The following is a 22,751-nucleotide window of genomic DNA, read 5'->3' on the forward strand; positions in this document are numbered from 1 at the left end:
TTTAGTCTCCAAATCTATCAGATCAAAAACCAAACTCATGCTAAGGAACTATTTCATCACAGCATTTCGCAATTTCAAAAACAACAAGGTCTATTCACTTCTCAACATCATTGGACTGGGGGTAGGTCTGGCAAGCTGCTTGTTTGTCTTTACGATCATTCGCTATGAGTACTCCTTTGACAACTGGCACGAGAAAAAAGACCGGGTGTACCGCGTAGTACGACATTACTATGGTGACAATGGCGTAGTAAGTCATTCTGGGATCATCCCCTACCCAACTGGTGATGAACTCATTCGCACTGTGCCTGATTTGGAAAAAGTGGTGCAATTTCACGGACCAGAGGATGAAAAGATCGCTCTTACTGATGAGACTGGAAATCTTCAGGTTTTCCGTGAAAACAAGATTCTTTACACGGATGAAAACTTCTTTGACGTACTTGATTTTGAAATACTGGAAGGAGCCGAAGGATCCATATTAGCTGAACCGTACAAGGTTTTTCTCAGCGAGGATATCGCTAAGAAGTATTTTGGCAACAGCAGCCCAATCGGACAGACCCTCACTTTCAACAATACCGACCAGCTAGAAGTAGTCGGCATTGTAGAAAACTGTCCCGACAATACCAACCTACCTTATAACATTATTGCCTCACTTCCCACCATGCGAAGAAGAATGCCTGACGTCTTCAAAGACAACTGGGGAATGACATGGGCATATTCAGCTTACATATTAGCACCCAAATCAGCAGATATCAAACAAATAGAGGACAAAATGGAGCAGGCTCTGGAGGCTCACAGCGATGAAGAAGACAAAGCCAAACAGGATATAAAGCTGCAGCCTCTGGAGGAAATCCACAATGATGAGCGCTACGGTGATGGCAACAACTATGTAACGCCTTCACTTATGATCTGGGCTTTTGTTATTCTTGGGTTGCTCTTACTAGGAACAGCCTGTCTGAACTTCATTAATCTATCTACTGCTCAGGCCATCAAACGCGCCAAAGAAGTGGGAATACGTAAAACGCTTGGTGGTCAAAAAGCGCAATTAATTGGTCAGTTTTTAGCCGAAACGCTGGTTATAGTTCTTTGTGCAATGGTGATTGCACTCACCCTGGGTCAAGTCATGATATCAAAGTTCAACGAGTTCCTGGCGGAAATAGAGTACAATCTTGGCTATAGCGGAGAAATCATCCTATTTGGGATCATTCTGGCCCTGATCGTTACTTTCCTCGCAGGCTTCTATCCGAGCATGATCTTGTCTGGGTACAAACCTGTGGAAGCGCTCTCCAACCAGATCAACATCAAAAAAGGAAGTGGCAATTTCAAGCTCCGCCGCGTATTGGTCATTACACAATTTGCTTTTACTAACCTGATGCTCATCACCACCATCATCATTGCCAGTCAAATGAACTATGTAAAGTCTCGCGATTTGGGCTTCAGCTATGACGATGTGGTACTGGTCAATTTTCCTGATGATCAAGCCGAAAAGATGAAAACCATCTTAGGTGACTATCAAAAACAGAGCTATGTAGACGATGCAACGATTGAATATACTGCGCCGCTCAGTGGCTCCAACTGGAACAACTCCTACTTTGAAGTAGGCCAGGACTATCAGGATGGAAATAACTCAAGTATGAAATTTGGAGACGAGCACTTCCTGGAGTTTTATAACATCCCGATGGTAACAGGCAGAATGTTTAACCCAGGGATAATAACAGACACCACTGGAGAAGCGGTAGTCAACAGGAAGTTAATAGCCACTCTGGGATATGAACCAGAAGAAGCACTGGGCAAGCATGTGGACTATGGCTATCAGACCCTGACGATAGTTGGGGTCATGGAAAACTTCCATGTGCATCCACTCCAGCGAGATCTTAGACCAACCACATTGTCTTACAATCCAGGACAGTTCAACCAGATAGCCTTGAAACTCAAGCGTTCGCCTAACTCAGAAATCCTATCAGGCATTGAAACCATTTTTAGAGACTATTATCCTGAGGACCTGTTTGAATTCAGCATCCTCAATGATGAGATCAATGATCATTACCTGCTGGAAAACCTGCTACACCAGATCATTCAGTTTGTGGCGGTTATTACCATTTTGCTCAGTGCTATGGGACTCTATGGGCTGGTTTCGTTCATGGCCAACAAAAACGCCAAAACCATCGGTATTCGTAAGGTTTTTGGGGCTAGTGTCCCACACATTCTTGGCATTTTTATCAAAGAGTATGTGTTCCTTTTAGTCTTCGCTTTTGCACTGTCAGCCCCTGCTGCCTGGTGGCTTAGTGGTCTCTGGCTGGAAGAGTTTACCTACCGGATAGATGTGACATACATCTATTTCTTCGCTGGATTTTTGCTCTCAGTACTCATCGCATTGGTCACTGTGGGCTATAAGTCCTATCAGGCAGCAACAAGCAACCCGATTAACTCCCTGAGATACGAATAAGATGCTACGAAATTACTTTACTACAGCCTTTCGCAACATTAGGAAGAACAAGCTCTACACGTTGATCAATGTGATCGGTTTGGGGCTCGGAGTTTCTTGTTGTTTCGCGCAATATGCCATTCTAAAGCACGAGCTGTCCTTTGATAATTTTCATCAAAACACTGATCAAATCTACCGCATTGTAGAGCATTACGCTGGTGACTATGGCATGGAGTACAGCGCCTTCTTACCCAATCCAATGGGTCATACACTAAATGATGAATTGACCAGCGTGGCAGCCATTCCCATACAGGGGCCTCTGGATGCTAAAATCAAAGTTCGCACAGGAAACAACCAACAGGTCTTTTCTGAACAGAACAACATTATTTTCTCCAACAGTAACTTTCTCAAATACTTCAATTTTCCGTTGATAGATGGCACGCATACCAATGAGCTGAATGAAATCAATCAGGCCTACATCAGCGAGAAGATCGCGAAAAAGTACTTCAACACTCCGTATGCAACGGGGCGCACCTTGCACTATGGCAATGATATCCACCTCAAAGTGGCCGGAGTCCTGAAGGACATTCCTTACAATACCAACATTCATTTTGACCTACTGGTATCCTACCCCACCATTCGCAAGATCTATCCTGAATGGACTGCTAACTGGGGTGCAACCTGGCAAGGCACCACTTACCTGGTACTCAATAAAAACAGCAGTCCTGAACTGGTGGAGCGGCAAATCTCAGAGGTCACCAAAAAACACCTTTCTGCTGAAGACTTTGAAACAACCAAATACTACCTGCAGCCATTGAAAGAAGTGCATACGGATGATCAATACATGAGTGCTCCTAATTACGTACCACCTACAGTCGCACTGATAGGTTCGGCACTTACTGTGCTCATGATCCTGATTGTCTCGATACTCAATTTCATTAATCTGGCTACAAGCCAATCCATCCGGCGTTCCAAAGAAGTAGGCATTCGTAAAACACTGGGTGGCAGAAAAAGCAACCTGATCACCCAGTTCATGATAGAAACAGGTTCGCTGGTATTGATTGCTGGGATATTAGGATTAACAATTGGTCAGGTGCTACTGGACCTCCTCAATCAAGCCGTTAGCCCATTTCCCTTTCGTGTGACTTATGACTCCAGTATCTTCCTTTTCTTTGTCATTCTGCTGGTGGTGGTTACCATCCTCGCTGGAATTTACCCTTCACTGGTTCTGTCACGTTTGTCTCCATCACAGGCCATTAGAAATCAAACATTACTTCAGAAATCAGGTCACTTCTCGCTCAGGAAGCTGCTGACCGTCATACAGTTTGCTGTGGCCAACATGCTGATCATAGTCACAATCATTGCCACCTCTCAGATGAACTATATCCACTCCAAGGACCTGGGGTTCAATCAGTCTAATGTATTACTACTGCACTTCTCTGATCAGGCCACCAAAGATCTCAGCTATATCAAAACGGATCTTGCCAGTTTGGATTTTGTGGAAAATGCCACCTGGTGTATGGGGCCGCCACAAACGGGATATAGCTGGAACTCCGCCTACAATCTGGTTGGTCAACCGGGTTCAGACGCACTCTACACAAGCCTTAAATTCATTGACGGGGACTACCTGGACACTTACCAAATACCGCTCATCGCCGGTAGAAATATTGAAAGTAAGTTGCTGCCGGATTCCAGCCAGCAAATACTAGTCAATGAGGAATATGTGCGCAGGTTAGAGCTAACCGCTGCAGAGGCAGTGGGCAGACGTGTCAACTACAACGGTCAATACACGGGCACCATCGTCGGTGTGGTGAAAGACTATCATTTAGAAAAGCTGAGTCAAGCCATAAGACCTACCACATTTGCCTTTCAGCCTTATAATATGAACGACATCAACCTCAAGCTGAAGACCAACGACATGATGGGGATTCTCCCGGTACTGGAGGAGAAGTTTAGAACCTATGATCCTGAAGGCGTTTTTGAACCCAAATTACTATCCGAGCAGATAGAACAATCCTATTTGTTTGAGAATGCGCTATACAGCACCTTTCAGGTTTTCGCCTTTCTGGCGATCGTTATTGGATTAATGGGACTATATGGACTGGTCAATTACATGGTCATGAAAAACAGAAAGCCGATTAGCATTCATAAGGTATTTGGCGCAAGTACACGCCAGATATTTGTCAAAATATCCAGGGAATACCTGGCCCTTATTGTGATAGCCTTCATTATATCGGCTCCAATCGCAGCATACATCATGATCCATTGGCTCTCCAACTTTTCCTATCACATTGCTATCAACGGCTGGCATTTTGCCATCAGTATGGTCATAGTGATCGCTATTTCCATGCTCACAGTTGGCTCCAAATCTTATCAGGCAGCCAATTCAAATCCAGCAGATATATTAAGACACGAATAATCAATCAACCATGCTTAAGAACTACTTTAAAACCATCATTCGACAAATCAGAAAAGAACGCGAATTCAGTATTATCAATGTGATTGGACTAGCAGTAGGCATGGCAGCCTGTCTGGTGATTGCCCAGTTTGTCTACTTCCACTCCACATTTGACCAATACCATGAGCGTGCGGATGACATCTATCGGCTGACCGCAGATGCCTACAGGAATGGTGAAGGACTTGGTGAAGCCATTCAGGTCAGCGGTATCCTGGCCAAAACTGCAGCAGAACAGGACCCAACAGTAGATAACTACGCTCGTTTCTGGAGTCTCAATTACATGAATGCCTCCGTCATTCTCCAGGATGAAGAGAAAAAATCCATGGCAGATATTGAACACATTTACTGTACCGATCAATCAACCTTTGCGGTGTTCGACCTTCCGTTTATGGCTGGTTCGGCCGAGCGGTTTGACGAACCTCAAACCGCGATCATGACCGAATCTACCGCTCGGCAGTACTTTGACGATTTCCAGTCAGCGATTGGGCGACCCTTTACCCTGGCAGGTAACAATGGATCACAGGAATTCGAACTGGTAGGCATCATCAGGGACTTGCCAGATCAGACTCACCTCAGGTTCAACCTACTCCTATCCATGGAGTCTATGGACAACTTCAGCGAGTCTCGCATTGCCTGGGCGAGCACCAATTTCTATGCCTACTTACTGGTCAATGACCAATTCAATGAAAAGCAGTTTCTTCAAAGAACTCAGTCATTGCATGAAACAAATGGAGCTGAAAAACTGAAAGAGTATGGATATATTTTTAACCATCGCCTGCAAAAGCTGACTGACATACACCTGCATTCTGAAAACTACGGTGACTTTAGCCGACCGATGAACTTTAAGATCATCAATGCCCTGGCCATCATTGGGATTACGATATTGGTGATTGCCTGGATCAATTACCTGAACCTCGGGCTTGTACGAACGATAGAGCGACTCAAGGAAGTCGGCATCCGCAAATCGCTCGGTTCATCTACCAGGCAGATAACTGCGCTATTTCTGATGGAGGCTACAGTACTCAACCTGGCAGCCTTCTTACTGGCGCTGACTATCGTGCAATTGCTAGCTCCCTATATCGGTGACCTTACAGGCGTAACTTTCAACATCTTTGACAACCCCGAAGTGACGCTCACCCTTGTAGCCATAGTGATGATCGGCACGTTGCTCATAGGTCTCTATCCATCGGCAGTTTCCAATCGATTGAGCATTTCGGGTATATTGGTGGGCCAAGGCCATCAAAAGAAGGTTGGTGGCATGACCTTTAGAAAAATCCTGGTAGGACTGCAATTTACCATCACCTTTCTGTTAGTTTCTGGCACACTGGTAGTGGAGCGCCAGATTCGCTACATGAAAACCGCCGACCTGGGGATTGCCATTAATGATGTAATGGTAATCCAGGCACCTCCCGGAGATATCAACAGCAATGACCGACAGGACATGGTCAGTTTCAATGCGTTTAAAACGGAACTTAAAAAGCACGCTGGTATAGACATGGTGGTCAATGCCGGAGAGATACCGGGTGAGCGGATTTCCTGGAATGCTTCAATCAAAGTACAAGGACAAACCGATGCGATAGCTACTCAGGCATCTCTGGTCTCTATGGGACTTGGTTTTACCGATTTTCTAGGGTTAAAGGTTGTTGCAGGAAGAGGATTGCAAAAAGGAGATGATCCCTGGTCCAGGGGAGATGTGGTGATCAACGAGCGCATGGCACAATCCCTTGGATTTGAAAATCCTGAAGATGCCGTAGGGGCGAAACTGACAGGCTTTTATGCTCCATTGGAAGTACGTGGTGTATTGCAAAACCATCACCATAATTCTTTGCACTATGATTATGACCCGATCATCTACATCCTGAGCTCCTGGACGGAATACTATTTCATCAAACTAAATCTGGATCAGACAGCAAGTTCAGACAAGCGCTATGCTCAGATGCAGGGTCTGGTACAAACGGTTGAGAGTGAGTGGAATCAGTTTTTTGATTTTAACATGGACTACTTCTTTTTAGACAGCTACTTTAATCGGCAGTACAACGATGACGAACGGTTCGGTAATATTTTCAGTGCCTTTTCTGGTCTGGCCATATTTATAGCATGTCTGGGTTTGTTTGGGTTGACGTCTTTTACTATCAAGCAAAAAACCAAGGAAATAGGCATCCGCAAGGTGCTGGGTGCCACCATGGCCGACCTGATCATCCTATTATCCAAAAACTATATCTGGATCATGGGAGCATCCTATCTGCTGGCTATGCCTGTGGTCTGGTACGTACTCAATAAGTGGCTGGAAAACTATTCATTCCGCATAGAACTAGGTCTCTGGTTACTCTTAGTACCGTTGGTAGTGGTAAGCTTCATTGCTGGCATGACTATACTATCTAAAATGCTCAAAGCCTCCAAAATGAACCCAGTGAAATCCCTTAGATACGAGTGATCATGAATGTATCATCGTCTATTAAACTAAGCCTAAGAGCTCTCCGGAGGGATAAAACTTTCTCTATTATCAATATCCTTGGTTTATCGCTGGGGCTGGCCTGTTGTGCATTTGTATTTCTGTATGCCTTTCATTCACTGACCTATGACCATTACCACCAGGACTACAAGAATATCTACCGTATCAATAGTTCGTGGGTGGGCACTGCCGAAAAACGCTCGATGGCCATCACCGCTCCCACGGTTAGTTACACGTTAGCTTCTAATTACAGCTTCATAGAGTCTGCCTGCACCATTTCAGCTATCAATAATCCAGAAACGCTCCAGGCAGCGGGAAACTCCTTTGCCCTGTCAAATTTTAGGGAAGGGAATTCAGAGACACTAAACGTCTTTAATTTCCAGTTGATCAATGGTACCAAACAAGATCAGGGCATTTACCTCAATGAAGAGTGGGCGAAAAAAGTCTTTGGTAGGGTTGACTGCATTGGTGAACGCGTTTCTATCAACGATCAGCACTATCAGGTAAACGGTGTTTATGAGAACTGGCCTCAAAACGTCGATTTAAAAATAGATGTGCTATTAATTCAGGAATACGACCCTAATGACTGGGAGCGATTTGGGTTCATTACTTATGCGAAAATCAATGGTGAAAAAGTAGCACTTCAGCAGGCTCTTCAATCGATATCTGACGACCTCTACAATCAGGAGAAAAATGGAAATGACTATATCCTGCTGGAAGCACAGGCGATGGACGGTCTTCACTTTGATAAGAGCATCGTCATGGACCAACCAAAGGGTAATCAGACATACACCTACCTGGCACTCACCACAGCTGTTATCCTAATCGTTATTGTTCTGATTAATATTTCCAACCTCAGCGTGATCCGTGGAATAGACGCTATCCGTATGAACGGTATTCGCAAAATCCTCGGCGCCTCCAAAACCCAAATCAGGGCCTACCAACTGGTTCAGTTGGTTATACTTATTGGCATATCCCTAATCATTGCCATAACCCTTTTCCAGCTCATCACTCCCTATTTTCAAGAATTAACCGGAGTGCAAATTTTAATGGAAGAGCATGCTTCATTGCTACTACTATTCTCGTTGACGTTCATTTCGCTAATCATTCTGGTCGGTATGGCTTCTGAACGACTTTCTGGAAGAATCAATCCTATCAATGCCTTAAAAAATCAAATCAGCAACAACCTCTCCGGTGGCCAACTGAGAAAATCGTTGGTGATCTTGCAGTTTGTGATTACTGGATTCGTTATGTCCGGCCTGCTCATCTTGATGCTGCAGTGGAATTATATTCAGAGTAAAGACCTTGGGTTCAATCCTGAGAATGTTGCTGTGATTTCGTTAACCGAAGACAGTCCTGACCTAACAGCCGTTAGAGCTAACCTGACCGCCCTGGTAGGTGATCAAAATGTCAGCATGGGCACGTGGGGTACCATTCCTGGGGCTGATGTTCCCTTCACTACGGCCACCATTCCAGAAACGAACATGAATATTCCGGTCAATGTAATCGACTATGATCCCAATTTCCTGAATGTCTTTGAAATTGGTTTAATCAAAGGTACCATTCCTACTACGCGTATTACCGAGGAGGGACAAACACAACCCGTTTTAGTAAACCAAGCCATGAGTCAATTGCTCGCTGATCCCCTGGAAACCAATATTTCAATGGTTTGGTTGAAGGGCAAAATTGCTGGAATCGTTGCTGACTATCACTACCAGTCGCTTCACAATACGATAGAGCCGCTGATTCTGATCCCTCAGCAACAAGAGGCTGTGTACACACACATTTTTATCAAAACTCCGATGAATCGATTGAGTGATATTGCCTCCTTACTGTCCAAAACACTAGAACCTACCCAGTACAACCTGCAGTTGCTGGATCAAAAACTATTAGTGAATTACCAGCAGGAGCAAGAGGCTATTTCTTTGATTTTCTATTTCTCTTTGATCAGCCTTTTTATCTCTATACTGGGTATTGTAGGGGTGGTTTCCTACATCTTGAAAAAACGTGAGTATGAGATTGGAATTCGTAAAATTCTTGGAGCCCAACTCAACCATTTATACCAACTCTTTGGCAGAGAGATGGCCCTTTTGATAGTTATTGCCGGTGTGATTTCCATCCCTTGTGGCTATTATTTAAAAAGCCAAATCCTAGCGTTGTACGCCTTCAAAGTAGACTTTTCCTGGTGGTATTTATTAGTCCCAATGGCCGTAACTATTTTGAGCTCAATGACCATTGTTCTGTATCAAATCAAGCGTGCGAGCACAGTGGATCCAGTAAAATTATTGAGAGACGAATAGTCACTCATCATCCCTCCGAACCAAAAGGATAAACTCCTTCTCCAAAGGCAAATAGCCATATTCGTAACAGAAAAAGTATTGGCGGCCTTCTTTGGTGGTGTAGGTGTTGGTGTGGAAATCAAAATCAAAACCTGCTTTCAGCAATTGATCACGATGTGTTGTGGTTTTACCATCCGGGTTAAGCTTTTGCATGATGGTGCGGTTTTTCTTCAGTACCCGGTTGACTTTACGAATGTACTTCTCTGATCCTCCCGTTAGTTTGTTGTTATAAGCACTTCTGCATCCATCAGAACAAAACTTCTTATCTGATCTACCAAAAAATTCACGGCCACATTCAATACACTCTTTTGATTCCTCCATTACCTGTCATTTGAGCGTTTGAAAATACAAAAAGTCACATTTTTAACAAAATCGACATATATCCTCATTCATCAATAGATTATACCCATTCACCGAAATTTTTTTGACCTTTATATGGAGTATAGCGTAAGTTAGTATAGTAATTGAACCAGTACAAAAGCTAAAAGTCATGAGAAAGCCCAATCATCTCAACAACTTGAAAAACATTCTTCACTATGCATTTGAAGATCTAATCGTTAGCGTTTGGAGATTCATAATGAAACGTCAAAACAGGTTTAAATATTTCGAGCATTAATCATTGCCGAAAACAACGATATTAAAAAACCACCTTTTTTAGGGTGGTTTTTTTTTGTTTAAGCCAATTTGTGAATTGGAATAAGAACGCTTTGCTCTTAGGCAAGCAACTCTAGTTAGCCGCTACTTGCACACCTTGTAGTTCAGTGATTTCCAGGTATTGCAGTTCATCGAGGATCAGCTCCAGGGTTTCCTGTGTATGGACGGGTTCCACGGGATTTTCAAACAACTCTGACATCTGCGAGTAGATCAGTACCTCATGTCCGCGCTCGGCACCATCAGCTATGAGGAGCGCTTTTTTCAATATGTACATGGCATTACCTATACTTTCCTTCATATCATAGTACTGCTCTTCCTTTAGTGATACCGTAGCACTGTGCACCTGCATATAGGTTAGTGCGATGAGCATCTTGGTGCAAGTCTCATTTAATCGTGAATTGGATATTGTCTGGGGGGAGTTGAGCAAAGCCATAATATCAGGAAGACTGACTTCCAGTAACTCGAGTGACTTTTTGTGCGTAATCTCTTCTTTCAGAATCATCGTTTTCCGCACGGCACTTTCCAGCTCATCCAGTGAACGCTCCTGCTCTTTTCCATCATAGTAGTTATAGCTATTGACTAAATGAATGACCGGCTCCATGGCTATGCCATTCAGTGCCAGCGGCTCGTATTGCCATTTCATAGCGTCCACCAGATAAAGCATGGCAGTTATAGAAAGGATAAAAATGAGGTATCTAGTCAGCTTCATTTTGTGCAAGTATTTTGATTTCTCTCAATTGATCCGGATGAATGTGGTGTACGTGCTCATCAATTGACTCGATCTTATTGGTGAGGTGCTTGATGTATTTGGTGAGCCTGGTTTCCAGCATCATCACCTGGCCATCGTAAGAATAGGCTCCTACTTCACCTTTCAATGCCTCCGTATTGGCTTCCAGATCGTTTCTAGTGAGGCAGCTTTCTTTCAAAAAGTCAATAAATGCACGAACGCCATATTCCTCTTCGAATTCGTAAATGTCTTTCAGTGTTTTCTTGAATTCCCGACTGGATACTTCTAATCCCGATGTGGGGTCCAGCATCATGTCCAGCACCAATGAATCCAGATGATGCACAGTGCTCAACACCTCCACGGTCTCCTTTCTGAAGTCTGGGCTAGCGCAGAAGTCTCCGAGCCCCGAATAGGTGATTAGCTCGTCACTAATTGTTTGCCACCGGTAGGTCAGTCTATCAAACTCTTGCTCGATACTCACCACTGGTTGTTGGGCAAATAGTAGCTGAGTAGCAAACAGCATTGATCCGAATAGAAGTGCTTTTTTCATACCTTACAAAATTCTAACAATCGTCGCTTCCGTTGATTCTAAGAATTTTGGTAAATGCTACTCCGTATTTTTTCGGAAGTCCCCACTTAGTAAATTCATCCTCCTCCCAAATCAGAAAAAGGACATTCAACCAAGTCAGCTTCGTTAAGCTGAAGATTTTAGCGATACTTGTGATGTGCTAAACCGTATCTCTGTCGCTACTATTCTGTTGGTTGCACTAGCCAGCCCACTGCTAGTCGGGTTCGTCACTACGAAGATCGAACTGGCTATGGTGCGCAAAGAAGTAAAGCACCAGATGATGGCGGGTATCTCCAAAGAAAAGCTCACACTCATTTCCACCACTCCGGCTACAGCAAACCAGCTAGACTGGGAACACTCCCGAGAGTTTGCGTACCAACAGGAAATGTACGATGTGGTTTACACCGAAGTAATGGGTGATACCACTCACTATTGGTGCTGGAAAGACGACAAAGAATCCAGACTCAATCAGGAACTGGCCAGACTCCTGCACCAGGACAGTAGACAAGAGCGCCAGCACAAGCGCTCTGCACAGCTGTTGGTCTTGTACAAGTCACTTTATTATCAAAAATCAGACAGGTTTAAACTCCATTGTTTCAAACCAAATCATTCGAATACTGCTACTCAAGATCAAAGAGCATACCTCTCTCCCATTAGGCCAATTGACACACCGCCCCCGCAGGTTCAGCACACATAATCCCACACATTTTTTGTATTACTGACCACTACTTATAATCATTCTAATGAAATCAATTGTATTTATAGGAATGCTTTTGGGTGGCTTATCGATGCTGTATGGCCAAACGGTAACGGTTACTGATGAAGTAACCAACGAACCCGTGGAAATGGCCATCCTGATGAGCAATTCACCTAAGGCATACGCCACTACTAACAATAAGGGACAAGCTGCCATAGACGGATTTCGAAACGCCAGTCAAATTGAATGTTATGCATATGGCTACAAGCGTAAGACCATTAGCTACCAGGAAATCTCTGATCAAAACTTTGAGATCATCCTGAGTCAGGTCAATATCAATCTGGATGAAATAGTCATAGCAGCCAGCCGATGGAAACAAAGTTCTGGAAAAGTGCCCTCCAAACTAGCTGACATCACACCAAAAGACATTGCCCTCCAAAACCCACAAACAGCTGCAGACCTACTTGGCCTCAGCGGCAAAGTGTTCATTCAAAAAAGCCAACAGGGAGGCGGTAGCCCGATGATTCGCGGCTTTGCAACAAACAGACTGCTCTATACGGTAGATGGCGTGCGCATGAATACTGCGATCTTTAGAGGTGGCAACCTCCAAAATGTGATCAATCTGGATCCATTCGCAGTAGAAAACACCGAAGTGCTCTTTGGACCTGGCTCGGTTATTTATGGAAGTGACGCTATCGGTGGAGTGATGAGCTTCCAGACCTTGAGGCCGCAGCTATCTCTGGATGATCAGCCATTTGTGTTCGGAAAGGCCGTGGCAAGATACTCCTCGGCCAACCAGGAACAAACAGGTCACTTTGACGTAGGTTACGGTTGGCAAAAATGGGCCTTCGTCACCTCCTTTAGTTCTTGGGATTATGAACATCTGCGGCAAGGTAGTCACGGACCCGATGACTACCTGAAACCCTACTATGTACAGCGAATAGACAGTGTAGATCGTGTAATCACCCAGGATGACCCACTACTGCAGATCCCATCAGCCTACTCACAGAAAAATCTCATGCAGAAGGTGCGTTTCCAGCCCAACAGCGATTGGGATTTCGAATATGGCTTTCACTTCTCGGAAACTTCTTCTTATGGTCGGTATGACCGCCACAATAGGGTCAGGAATGGTACCGCCCGATATGCCGAGTGGAACTATGGCCCACAAAAGTGGCTGATGAACAACCTGAGCATCTCTCACTATCAGACCAATGCGCTCTACGATCAATTGACTATACGTCTGGCTCAGCAACAGTTTGAAGAAAGTAGGATCGACAGGTCTCTGAACAGCAGTACCAGAAGCATACGAGAGGAAGAGGTATGGGCTTATAGTGCGAATGCAGACATGGTCAAAGCAATGAGCAATTCCAACACGCTCTACTACGGTGTAGAGTATGTCAAAAATGATGTGAACTCCGCTGGTGTAGATGAAGATCTGTCTACTGGCACAAGTGCGGAAGGACCGGCCAGATATCCTGAGGCAATCTGGCAATCACTGGCATTCTATCTCAACAACGAGTGGCAGGTTTCTTCGAAAACAACCCTCCAGGCCGGTATTCGCTACAACCAGTTCCTGCTCGATGCTACCTTCGACACGCAGTTCTACCCTTTTCCTTTTGACAAAGCTTCCATTAACGATGGCGCACTCACCGGTAGCGTAGGTGCCGTCCTGCGCCCTTCAGAATCACTCATCGTACGAGTCAACGCGGGTTCAGCATTCCGATCACCCAATATAGATGATGTGGGAAAAGTATTTGATAGTGAGCCGGGTGCCGTAGTAGTTCCCAACCCGGATCTGGAGGCGGAGTATGCCTACAATCTGGACCTGGGAGTGGCCAAAGTATTTTCCGATCGTCTAAAGCTGGATGTAACAGGCTATTACACACTTCTCAATAATGCTCTGGTAAGAAGGGATTTTTCACTCAATGGTCAGGACAGCATACTCTATGATGGCGAACTAAGCCGCGTACAGGCCATCCAAAATGCAGCCAAAGCCAATGCATACGGAGTCCAAATCGGCCTAAATCTCAAACTGTTGAATGGATTTCGGTTCACCAGCGACTACAATTTCCAGCGTGGAGAAGAAGAGCTGGATGACGGGTCTACCAGTAGGTCTCGTCACGCCGCTCCATGGTTTGGGGTAAGTCGACTTACCTATGAGCATGAGCAGCTACAGGTACAGCTCTACGCTCAATACCAGGTCGAACGTGTGCATGAAGAGCTGCCAGTAACTGAGCAGGAGAAGGATGAAATCTATGCACTGGATGACAATGGAGAAACCTACGCACCAGCGTGGTACACGCTCAACCTCAAAGGTCAGTACGACCTTTCGGATCACCTGTCCGTAACAGCTGGGATGGAAAACCTCACCGATCAACGGTACCGACCGTACAGCTCGGGTATATCGGGAGCAGGTAGGAATTTTATACTATCGCTTACTGCCAGGTTTTGAAAGCACACCGGCACTGTCTCTAGCTACTTATTCGTACATAGTTACCTTGAAACTCACAGATTATTCAATGGAAGATATTTTGAGAGTCCAACCTACGAATAACCCCTGGAGACAGTGCCCTTCTTTCATAACGGCTTCCAGATTGATTACCAAATTTTCCCTGATCATCAGTCATATTCCAAACCGTGTTGGCAGGTAACTATAGCTGGTCTAATGTTGCCATGAAACTAATACTATCATCACTCAAAATATGACAGATATCTACAACGTACCGGAGGTAGTTGAGACACTACACGACGGCAAAATCATCCATGTAATCTGGAAGAAACTCTACAAGGCAGAGCACATCTATGGCAGCTGTGAGGCCCAGCTAAAAGAAGTGCAGGCCGGAAATGCAGAGCTAGTCATCATAGACATGCTCAATGCTGCAGGCACACCGCCTACAGAATGTCAAACATGGTTTGGCAATGTGCTCTTTCCAGGATTTAAGAAAAACCCGAACTTCAAGGGACTGATCAATGTACTGCCGGATAGTGCCATCATCAAAATGGGTGCGAACCGATGGAAAAAAACCGCAGCAACAAGCGATATGGGATTTGAAGTGTACGAAACTGGTAGTGCTGAGGCCGCCAAAGAACTAGCCAGTCAACTGGTTTAAGTCCTGACTAAGGTGCGATTTGAGCACCAGCCGGCATCTCGAACAAGTCAGCAGAAGGAGCTTCCTGAGTCAATTCTATATTATTGAAAGAAGCTCCTCCTCTTACTTCCCCAATCGAGTCGTTTTTATAAGCATGCCACTCCAATTGCGTAGGGAGCTTCAATCCTGAAAAGTCTTTCCAGTCAGCGTAGTGGATCAGGCTGTAGTTGTCATTTGGACCTTCTTTTCCATAAGTCACCGTGTACATCAGCCACTTCATTTGATAGGATGATGGATCATACCACAAGATGTAATTGTCATCTGGTGAATCTCCCACATCACTTTTATAAGAAACCTTAATCCCCTCCAGTTGCTCCCCCTGAAAGTCTCTGGAGTCCACCGGCTCATAGGTTATTCCCGGATCTCCCAGTACAAAAGGCATGGCGAAGAAGTAAAAGTACAGGTTGTGATAAAAACGTGCTCGACTCACATCGGCGGTATCGGGGGTCACCCAGACGTTGGTTCCGTCAAATCCAATCGTCCGATCCTTCCCAGTGATCAATACTTTTCGATCCTTCAAAGAAATGACCTGCTTTTCTCCCTCCAATTCATAGGAAAGAGTATTCATTTCGGACCATCGTTGGTAACCACCATGGGCGTCCAGGATAGCTGTCATCGTTTTCGTATGATGATCAGGAGCACTGTATGCACTTTCTTTTTTGGCTGGCTGACAAGCTAAAGTCAACAAAGGTATCCAAAGGAGTTTTTTCATGAACAAGCTATTTTGTCAAACGAAGATATGTCAGTCCATCCCATTAGCAGATGAATACCCTTTCGATTCACTCCATAGGTCGGGTCTGCTACACTTCTATGGGCTAAATCGAGAGTAATCCACTATGTAACTATCCGGATACCTGGTGACCAAGGTTTGCTGATGGGACTCTGCTTCTGACCGGTCTACATATTGGCCCAAAAGGACTCCGACTACTTTCTGCCCGTTGACCATCTTGGATTGAAGAATGATTTGATCCGCAGGGTACTGATCTTGCAGCTGCTCCACAAAAGACACATAGTTATCCGTCTGCGCGAAGCTCATGATTTGCACTCCATATCCACCAGGTTTGAGTCGGTTGATTTCTATTTGAAAAAACGAATTGTTAGAAACGGGTTTAGGAGCAAGATCCTTTTGGATGATCTCCAGTGAAACTTCAATCACACCATCATTGACCATTTCGATCACCTTGGCCGCCCCAAAACTCAAATCCACTATTCGATTGTCAATGAACGGTCCCCTATCGTTTACTTTTACTTCTACTGATTGACCATTGCTCAGATTGGTTACCCGGATCATCGTACCAAAAGGCAAAGTCCGGTGAGCTGCAGTCATCTTTTCCATGTCGTAAATCTCCCCACTTGCCGTTGGTCGTCCATGAAATTGCCCACCATAAAATGAAGCCAGACCAGTATGCTCTTGTGCGATTAACGAGAAACCTACCAGACAAAGAATGACAATTAACCAGTTTTTCATCAGTGATTATTTTGAAGGTCGATAAGAAAAGAATCAATAGCCGTGTACAACTTCTGAAGTTCCTGATTGGTAATCACATAAGGGGGAATGATGTAAATCACATTGCCGAGCGGTCGGAGCAATAGATTTCGCTCCATGAAGTAATCATAGATCCGCTCTTTGATGCTACTGGTATAGCCCGCATCTTCCGCTTTTAGCTCCACTGCCAGAATGGTGCCCCGGTGCCTGATCTCCAGCACCTGATCAGTTGGTTTAAACTGCTCAACATAGGTAGCATGACTCGCTTCTATCCTTTGGATATCTTCCTGACACTTTTTGGTCAGCAGCAACTTCATGGACGCATTGGCAGCCGCACAGGCCATTGGATTGGCCGTATACGAATGTCCATGAAAGAATGCCTTCAACCGATCAGCCACGTCGAAAACCTCCACAATGTGCTGGTTCACAGCCGTGACACCCATGGGCAAATATCCTCCGGTGATCCCTTTGGACAGGCAAAAGATGTCGGGATCATTTTGCAGGTAATCACAAGCAAACATCTTTCCAGTGCGTCCAAAGCCAGTCATCACTTCATCGGCGATGCAAATGGTCTCATTTTCTTTAGCAATGGCGATCAACTCATCCAATACCTCCGGTGCATACATCTGCATCCCAGCTGCTCCTTGCACCAGCGGTTCAAAAATGAATGCTGCAGTATCATCGGAAATGATTTCTTTCATTTTGGTGATTGCCTCTTGTCCATCTCCTTGTGGAAAAGGAATGAATGCTACTTCGAAGAGAAAATCATTAAATGGTGCGCTGAAGATGTTGCGCTCCGCTACGGACATGCTTCCAAACGTATCTCCATGATATGCGCCTTCCAAGGCGATGATCTTTCTGCGTGGCTTGTCCTGATTGTACCAATACTGAATGGCTAACTTGATAGCTACCTCCACTGAGGTACTTCCATTGTCAGAAAAGAAGATCTTGCCAATTGAATCTGGCAGTAGTTTTTTCAAGGTCTTGCTCAGGTCCACTGCCGGTTTATGGGTAAACCCTGCAAAAATGACCTGCTCCATTTTCGCAGCCTGCCTTCCGATGGCTTTGTTGATCCTGGGATGGCTGTGCCCATGAATATTGACCCACCAACTACTAATCGCATCCATGATCTTGCGACCATCCATGGTATGAATGTACACGCCCTTGGCTTTCTTCACAGCAATCGGCTTGTTGCCGGCAAGAGGTGAAAATGGGTGCCAAATATTGGCTTGATCAGTTTGTTCCAGAAGGTTCATGACCAGTTGTCTTTTAGTAATTGAGCATAGTGTTTGACTACTTGCTGATCCACTTTGTTCAGTTTGGGGATGCGCAGCAAAACATTTAAACCGGTATGCAGCTCAATAATGCGCTCACTATCCGGATTGGACTCGCCATTAAAAATGAGGCCTTTGATTTTGAGTCCTCTCGTTTTGAGTAACTCGTAGGTGAGCAAGGTATGGTTGATGTTTCCCAAGTAGAGATTGGAGACCAGAATAACCTCACAAGGAATACGCTGGGCTATGTCAATGACCATATCCTCGTCATTCAGCGGCACCAACACTCCTCCAGCCCCCTCTATCACCAGATCTCGGTTAGATACTGGCGGAATAATCTCTTCCAACTTGATTTCCACTCCATCAATCTTGGCCGATGCATGTGGAGATGCGGGTGTTTTGAGCAGATAAGCTTCTTTGAAAAACTGGCTTTGTTCATTGGATACCAGCCGCATGACCTCCTCTGTATCTCTGGGTTGGCCGGACTGAATGGGTTTCCAGTAGTTAGCCTCCAGCATTTCTGTGAGGATGGCACTCACCAGAGTTTTTCCGCTATCGGTATCAATAGCTGTCACAAAATAATTCATGTAGCGAAGTTATAACAGGAACATTTAAGCCACTCAAATAGTATTCAATTGACTTTGTACATATTTGCAATCGAAGTATCAAAACAACCCGAATCATGAGCAAACCAAACTGGACCACCGTTAAGGAATTTGAAGACATTACCTATAAGAAATGTGGAAGTGTAGCACGTATCGCTTTCAACAGACCAAACGTCCGCAACGCCTTCCGACCTAAAACGGTAGGTGAGCTGTATCAGGCATTTTTGGATGCTCGTGAAGACACCAAAATCGGTGTGGTGCTCTTCTCTGGTGAAGGCCCCTCAACAAAAGACGGCAAGTGGGCATTCTGCTCAGGTGGCGACCAAAATGCTCGCGGACACCAGGGATATGTGGACGATGATGGTATGCCTCGACTCAACATACTGGAAGTGCAGCGTCTGATTCGATTCATGCCCAAAGTGGTGATCGCCGTGGTACCGGGCTGGGCTGTAGGTGGTGGACATTCGCTCCATGTGGTCTGTGACCTGACGCTAGCTAGTAAGGAACATGCGATCTTCAAACAAACGGATGCGGATGTCACCAGCTTCGACGGTGGCTATGGATCAGCCTACCTGGCCAAAATGGTCGGACAGAAACGCGCACGGGAAATCTTCTTTTTAGGAAGAAACTACTCCGCACAGGATGCTTATGAAATGGGCATGGTCAACGCCGTAATCCCTCACGACGAGTTGGAAGACACAGCCTATCAGTGGGCTCTGGAAATCCTCGAAAAGTCCCCTACTTCCATCAAGATGCTCAAGTTTGCCTTTAACCTGACAGACGATGGCATGGTAGGACAACAAGTTTTTGCTGGGGAAGCCACCCGATTGGCCTACATGACCGATGAAGCGAAGGAAGGCCGAAATGCTTTTCTGGAAAAAAGGAAGCCAGACTTTTCGGACATCAAGTGGATTCCGTGATTTGGCTTGCTGAATTTCCTGCGAATATTCATTAAATTGGTGGTATGATACTGAAGAATGGTTACAGTCTGTCCTTCCCCAAAAATCTTCAATTTACGGATGATGAGTTGTTCGATTTTTGCCAACGCAACCCGGACCTGAATATCGAAAGGGATCATAATAACAACATACTTATAATGTCGCCAACCGGAAGTTTATCAGGTAAATTTAGTAGTACGCTAATCATAGAACTTGGGATCTGGAACAAAGAGAACCATTTAGGCCACGTTTTTGACTCTTCTACAGGCTTTTCACTACCTGACGGTTCGATGCGCTCGCCTGATGTATCCTGGGTGTCCAATGAAAAATGGGATCAACTTTCATTAGCAGAAAAAAAGAAATTCGCACCGGTTTGTCCTGAATTTGTAGTGGAAGTCATGTCACCTTCAGACGATTTAAGCGAGTTGAAAGACAAAATGCTCATGTATCTCACCAATGGCGCACAGCTGGGATGGCTTTTTGATATTGAAAATGAAGCTGTTTTTGTCTACACGCCAAACAATCAATCTTCGACAGTAGGCTATGACCATTTATTAAAAGCGGATCAAACCCTCCCGGGATTTGAATTTGACTTAAGTCTGCTAAAGAGTGAATGAATTAGTTGAATAAGTCGCTTAACCAAAAAACAAACGCTACACATCATTGGTACTGAACATGCATACTGAAACGTCAGTATTTACATCACTACTTATGAAAAATGCAAGAAAGACTTCCCGATTAAAGATAACCGGGAAGTACTAAACGGCGGTGAAGAGGTATTAACGCAACTATTTCCTAACATATTCACCGTTAACAAGCTTTTGAACCACTTTCCTGTCCGGTGTCCGGCAATTGGAGGAGTAATTTTGGAAGTAAATGCATTCAGGTATCCCTTCTTTGAAGGTGATCTGTACTTGATCTCGTTGAGTTCCAAGCATCCCTTCGAATCGATAGTTAGCAGTGATTTTTTGAGGTCTGTTTTGTTGATCTCGTGAGGCGACATACACATTGCTTACGCTATTAGGTATGTAACGAAATGCCCACGACCTGGAATTCTCGGATACCAGATCTCTGGTGAGCTGGTCCAGATCCTGCTCAAGCGAGTAATCTACATAGTAACGCTCCACAGAGCCATCCAGCTTCATGGGTGGTTCTCCATTGGCAAAGCGAATTAAATTCTCTTCAAATCTGTCCAAAGCAGGGCCACCACATGGGTTGATATCAATCAAGTCCTTCATATCCAATGAGATATATTTGACCTCAGTAGACAAATCTGTTACCGGCTCCAAACTATTGCCCTGTGTCATTTGCATGAATAGTTTACCGACATTTTTCAGCGCATCACGATCTATGATTTTACTGATCAATTCGTAAGCCTTGTATACTTCTGGATCTGCATAAAGTCCGGTGGGTACGGGAACCCACTCCACGCAGACTCTGCTGATCTCCCACCCATATCCATCCTTAGTCACCTTCTCAGTGGCACACTTGTCCTCATAGATCATGACTCGATTGGCAGGTAAGGCAGACTTGCAATCTCGGGCACGGGCATACATGTAAGTAGTGATCATCTCACCAAAAATTATTTCATCCCTGTTGAATGGGATGTTGAGGAAATCCCCTTTGATGAATGACCGGATTAATGCTTCGTTGCGAAGGCCTTTAGTTACAGCTCCAAGCTTGCTCCATGCCTTCTCTTCTGCCAGGCGCCTCTCCATTTCAATACGTTTCTGCTCACGCTCAATCTCCGCTTTCCTGGATTTCAAATCAGTAACAAGGGACCGAATCTGTGTGGACTCTTCAGTATTTGTAAAATAGACTGAATTGATCTGGTCCAGCTCAGGGATGAAATTAGAATTATTGATCCTTTGCTTTAGCGAATTGCTCATTCCAAGAACCAGCTCCGTTTTACGCTCTTTGATGCTCTCATCAAACGCTACAAGTGCAGGGCTTGACTGATATAGTTGAAATTTTCTTTTGACCTCACCAGACAAGCTATTAAGCGCTTCCACATCATCCAGCGACCTTAATTTTCGAACCTCTGGCTCCACCAGTTCGCTCAGCACCTCGTTTGTTTTCTGCTCAAAAGCGGCACGAATATCTTGTTTGGCCTTCCCGTCAATCTTAGACCAAAGTTCTATATTCCTCCGGTCAAACGAGCTGATTCTCTCCAGTGTAGTAAATCCTTCATTTTGCTGCAACTCATCCTCTTTAAGCTGCATGATGAGCTCATAAGCAGCACTCGTTTCTTCCTCACGAATAGCTGATTCCAGATTAGCGACCTCCTCAGGAAAGAACTGAGCATAATTGTTTTTAGAAATTTTTCTATATCTATCCAGCTCATTCCAATCGATTTGATTGGTTCGAAGTTCAGATATTGCCATTCGGCATTCTTCCTGGTACTGATCAAGCTGACGCTGGACACTCACAGGTACTAGTGTGACAGAAGGAAATGTCTGATCCATGAAACTGTAAGTCGTGGACTGTGACTTATTGTACTTTTTCAACCATTTATCAAAATCCTTGGCTTCCACTGGTTTGTTACCGTCCATTTTACTCTTCAATTTCTTGGATCGGCCTATTGTGCTGAGCACGATCAAAGAGGCTAACCCCAAAGTAGCTGCTCCTGCCAGTTCCTGATTGAACTTTTCTTCTTCATTGGTCTCGGGTATACCAGGATAGACCTCAGGACCCGCTACCCACCCTCCAGCAATGGATCCAAAGAAAATAGTGAGAACTGGTATGGAATAGGCTAATCCTTTCTCATACTGCCAGCGTGGATCCACCTGCTTAATTTCCTTGGTTCGTTCTCGCTCATTAGTGAAAACAGCTCTTTGCGAAAGACAAGATGAAAATAAAAGGGTGGAAGAAAGCAGCAGACAGATAACGCATTTCAGAGTTAATTGCCGTGACATTAACTGACTAAGTTGATTTCTAAGTAAAAGTGTACTTTCAATGATCTTCATATCCCTTTCATTTTGG

17 protein-coding genes are annotated in these 22,751 nt (G+C 44.7%); 9 read left to right on the top strand and 8 right to left on the bottom strand.

Features of this window, described 5'->3' with window-relative positions; all coding sequences use genetic code 11:
* The first annotated feature begins 37 nt into the window (after positions 1–37).
* The 4 genes from ACO067_RS04395 to ACO067_RS04410 are packed head-to-tail and all read left to right on the top strand — an operon-like array spanning position 38 to position 9,632.
* Positions 38–2,443: an ABC transporter permease gene (locus ACO067_RS04395; RefSeq protein WP_421871207.1), complete on the top strand. Its 2,406-nt coding sequence runs from the start codon at positions 38–40 to the stop codon at positions 2,441–2,443.
* A gap of 1 nt (position 2,444) precedes the next feature.
* Positions 2,445–4,841 (top strand): FtsX-like permease family protein, encoded by a 2,397-nt coding sequence (locus tag ACO067_RS04400; RefSeq protein ID WP_421871208.1) that lies wholly within the window; start codon positions 2,445–2,447, stop codon positions 4,839–4,841.
* 10 nt (positions 4,842–4,851) lie between these two features.
* Positions 4,852–7,314 (top strand): ABC transporter permease, encoded by a 2,463-nt coding sequence (locus ACO067_RS04405; RefSeq protein WP_421871209.1) that lies wholly within the window; start codon positions 4,852–4,854, stop codon positions 7,312–7,314.
* A gap of 2 nt (positions 7,315–7,316) precedes the next feature.
* Positions 7,317–9,632: an ABC transporter permease gene (locus tag ACO067_RS04410; RefSeq protein WP_421871211.1), complete on the top strand. Its 2,316-nt coding sequence runs from the start codon at positions 7,317–7,319 to the stop codon at positions 9,630–9,632.
* Here ACO067_RS04410 and ACO067_RS04415 read toward each other — a convergent pair whose 3' ends face one another.
* The 3 genes from ACO067_RS04415 to ACO067_RS04425 all read right to left on the bottom strand — a co-directional run bounded on the left by ACO067_RS04415 (position 9,633) and on the right by ACO067_RS04425 (position 11,602).
* Complete coding sequence (locus ACO067_RS04415; protein WP_421871212.1) at positions 9,633–9,992, bottom strand: hypothetical protein; 360 nt, start codon at positions 9,990–9,992, stop codon at positions 9,633–9,635.
* Between the two features lie 406 nt (positions 9,993–10,398).
* Positions 10,399–11,034 carry a hypothetical protein gene (locus tag ACO067_RS04420; RefSeq protein WP_421871214.1) on the bottom strand — a complete coding sequence of 212 codons (636 nt, stop codon included), beginning with the start codon at positions 11,032–11,034 and terminating at the stop codon, positions 10,399–10,401.
* Positions 11,021–11,602: a hypothetical protein gene (locus tag ACO067_RS04425; protein ID WP_421871216.1), complete on the bottom strand. Its 582-nt coding sequence runs from the start codon at positions 11,600–11,602 to the stop codon at positions 11,021–11,023. The genes ACO067_RS04420 and ACO067_RS04425 overlap by 14 nt, the downstream gene beginning before the upstream one ends.
* A 175-nt stretch (positions 11,603–11,777) precedes the next feature.
* On the opposite strand from ACO067_RS04425, the gene ACO067_RS04430 reads away from it, so the two are divergent.
* From ACO067_RS04430 to ACO067_RS04440, 3 genes are all read left to right on the top strand, one after another.
* Entirely contained in the window at positions 11,778–12,317 is a 540-nt protein-coding gene (locus ACO067_RS04430) for a hypothetical protein (protein ID WP_421871218.1), read from the top strand.
* A gap of 46 nt (positions 12,318–12,363) precedes the next feature.
* Positions 12,364–14,769 (top strand): TonB-dependent receptor plug domain-containing protein, encoded by a 2,406-nt coding sequence (locus tag ACO067_RS04435; RefSeq protein ID WP_421871220.1) that lies wholly within the window; start codon positions 12,364–12,366, stop codon positions 14,767–14,769.
* Positions 14,770–15,019: 250 nt separating this feature from the next.
* Positions 15,020–15,427: a hypothetical protein gene (locus tag ACO067_RS04440; protein ID WP_421871222.1), complete on the top strand. Its 408-nt coding sequence runs from the start codon at positions 15,020–15,022 to the stop codon at positions 15,425–15,427.
* A 7-nt stretch (positions 15,428–15,434) separates the two neighbouring features.
* On the opposite strand, the gene ACO067_RS04445 is transcribed toward ACO067_RS04440, so the two are convergent.
* The 4 genes from ACO067_RS04445 to bioD form a co-directional block, all read right to left on the bottom strand.
* Complete coding sequence (locus tag ACO067_RS04445; RefSeq protein ID WP_421871224.1) at positions 15,435–16,178, bottom strand: DUF6503 family protein; 744 nt, start codon at positions 16,176–16,178, stop codon at positions 15,435–15,437.
* 96 nt (positions 16,179–16,274) lie between these two features.
* On the bottom strand, positions 16,275–16,934 hold the full coding sequence (locus ACO067_RS04450; RefSeq protein ID WP_421871226.1) for a septal ring lytic transglycosylase RlpA family protein: 660 nt from the start codon (positions 16,932–16,934) through the stop codon (positions 16,275–16,277).
* Positions 16,934–18,208, bottom strand: coding sequence for an adenosylmethionine--8-amino-7-oxononanoate transaminase (gene bioA / locus ACO067_RS04455; RefSeq protein WP_421871228.1), 1,275 nt, complete (start codon positions 18,206–18,208; stop codon positions 16,934–16,936). The genes ACO067_RS04450 and bioA overlap by 1 nt, the downstream gene beginning before the upstream one ends.
* Complete coding sequence (bioD, locus tag ACO067_RS04460; RefSeq protein WP_421871230.1) at positions 18,205–18,813, bottom strand: dethiobiotin synthase; 609 nt, start codon at positions 18,811–18,813, stop codon at positions 18,205–18,207. Before bioD ends, bioA begins: the two co-directional genes overlap by 4 nt.
* Positions 18,814–18,908: 95 nt before the next feature.
* Between bioD and ACO067_RS04465 the strand changes: the two genes are divergently transcribed.
* Together ACO067_RS04465 and ACO067_RS04470 are read left to right on the top strand one after the other, a co-directional pair.
* Complete coding sequence (locus ACO067_RS04465; protein ID WP_421871232.1) at positions 18,909–19,751, top strand: 1,4-dihydroxy-2-naphthoyl-CoA synthase; 843 nt, start codon at positions 18,909–18,911, stop codon at positions 19,749–19,751.
* Positions 19,752–19,795: 44 nt separating this feature from the next.
* A complete protein-coding gene (locus ACO067_RS04470) occupies positions 19,796–20,386 on the top strand; it encodes a Uma2 family endonuclease (RefSeq protein WP_421871234.1) in 591 nt (196 codons plus the stop codon).
* A 171-nt stretch (positions 20,387–20,557) separates the two neighbouring features.
* On the opposite strand, the gene ACO067_RS04475 is transcribed toward ACO067_RS04470, so the two are convergent.
* On the bottom strand, positions 20,558–22,684 hold the full coding sequence (locus ACO067_RS04475; protein ID WP_421871236.1) for a hypothetical protein: 2,127 nt from the start codon (positions 22,682–22,684) through the stop codon (positions 20,558–20,560).
* Positions 22,685–22,751 lie beyond the last annotated feature (67 nt).

This window comes from Marinoscillum sp. (assembly GCF_965229915.1).
Taxonomy (GTDB): domain Bacteria; phylum Bacteroidota; class Bacteroidia; order Cytophagales; family Cyclobacteriaceae; genus Marinoscillum.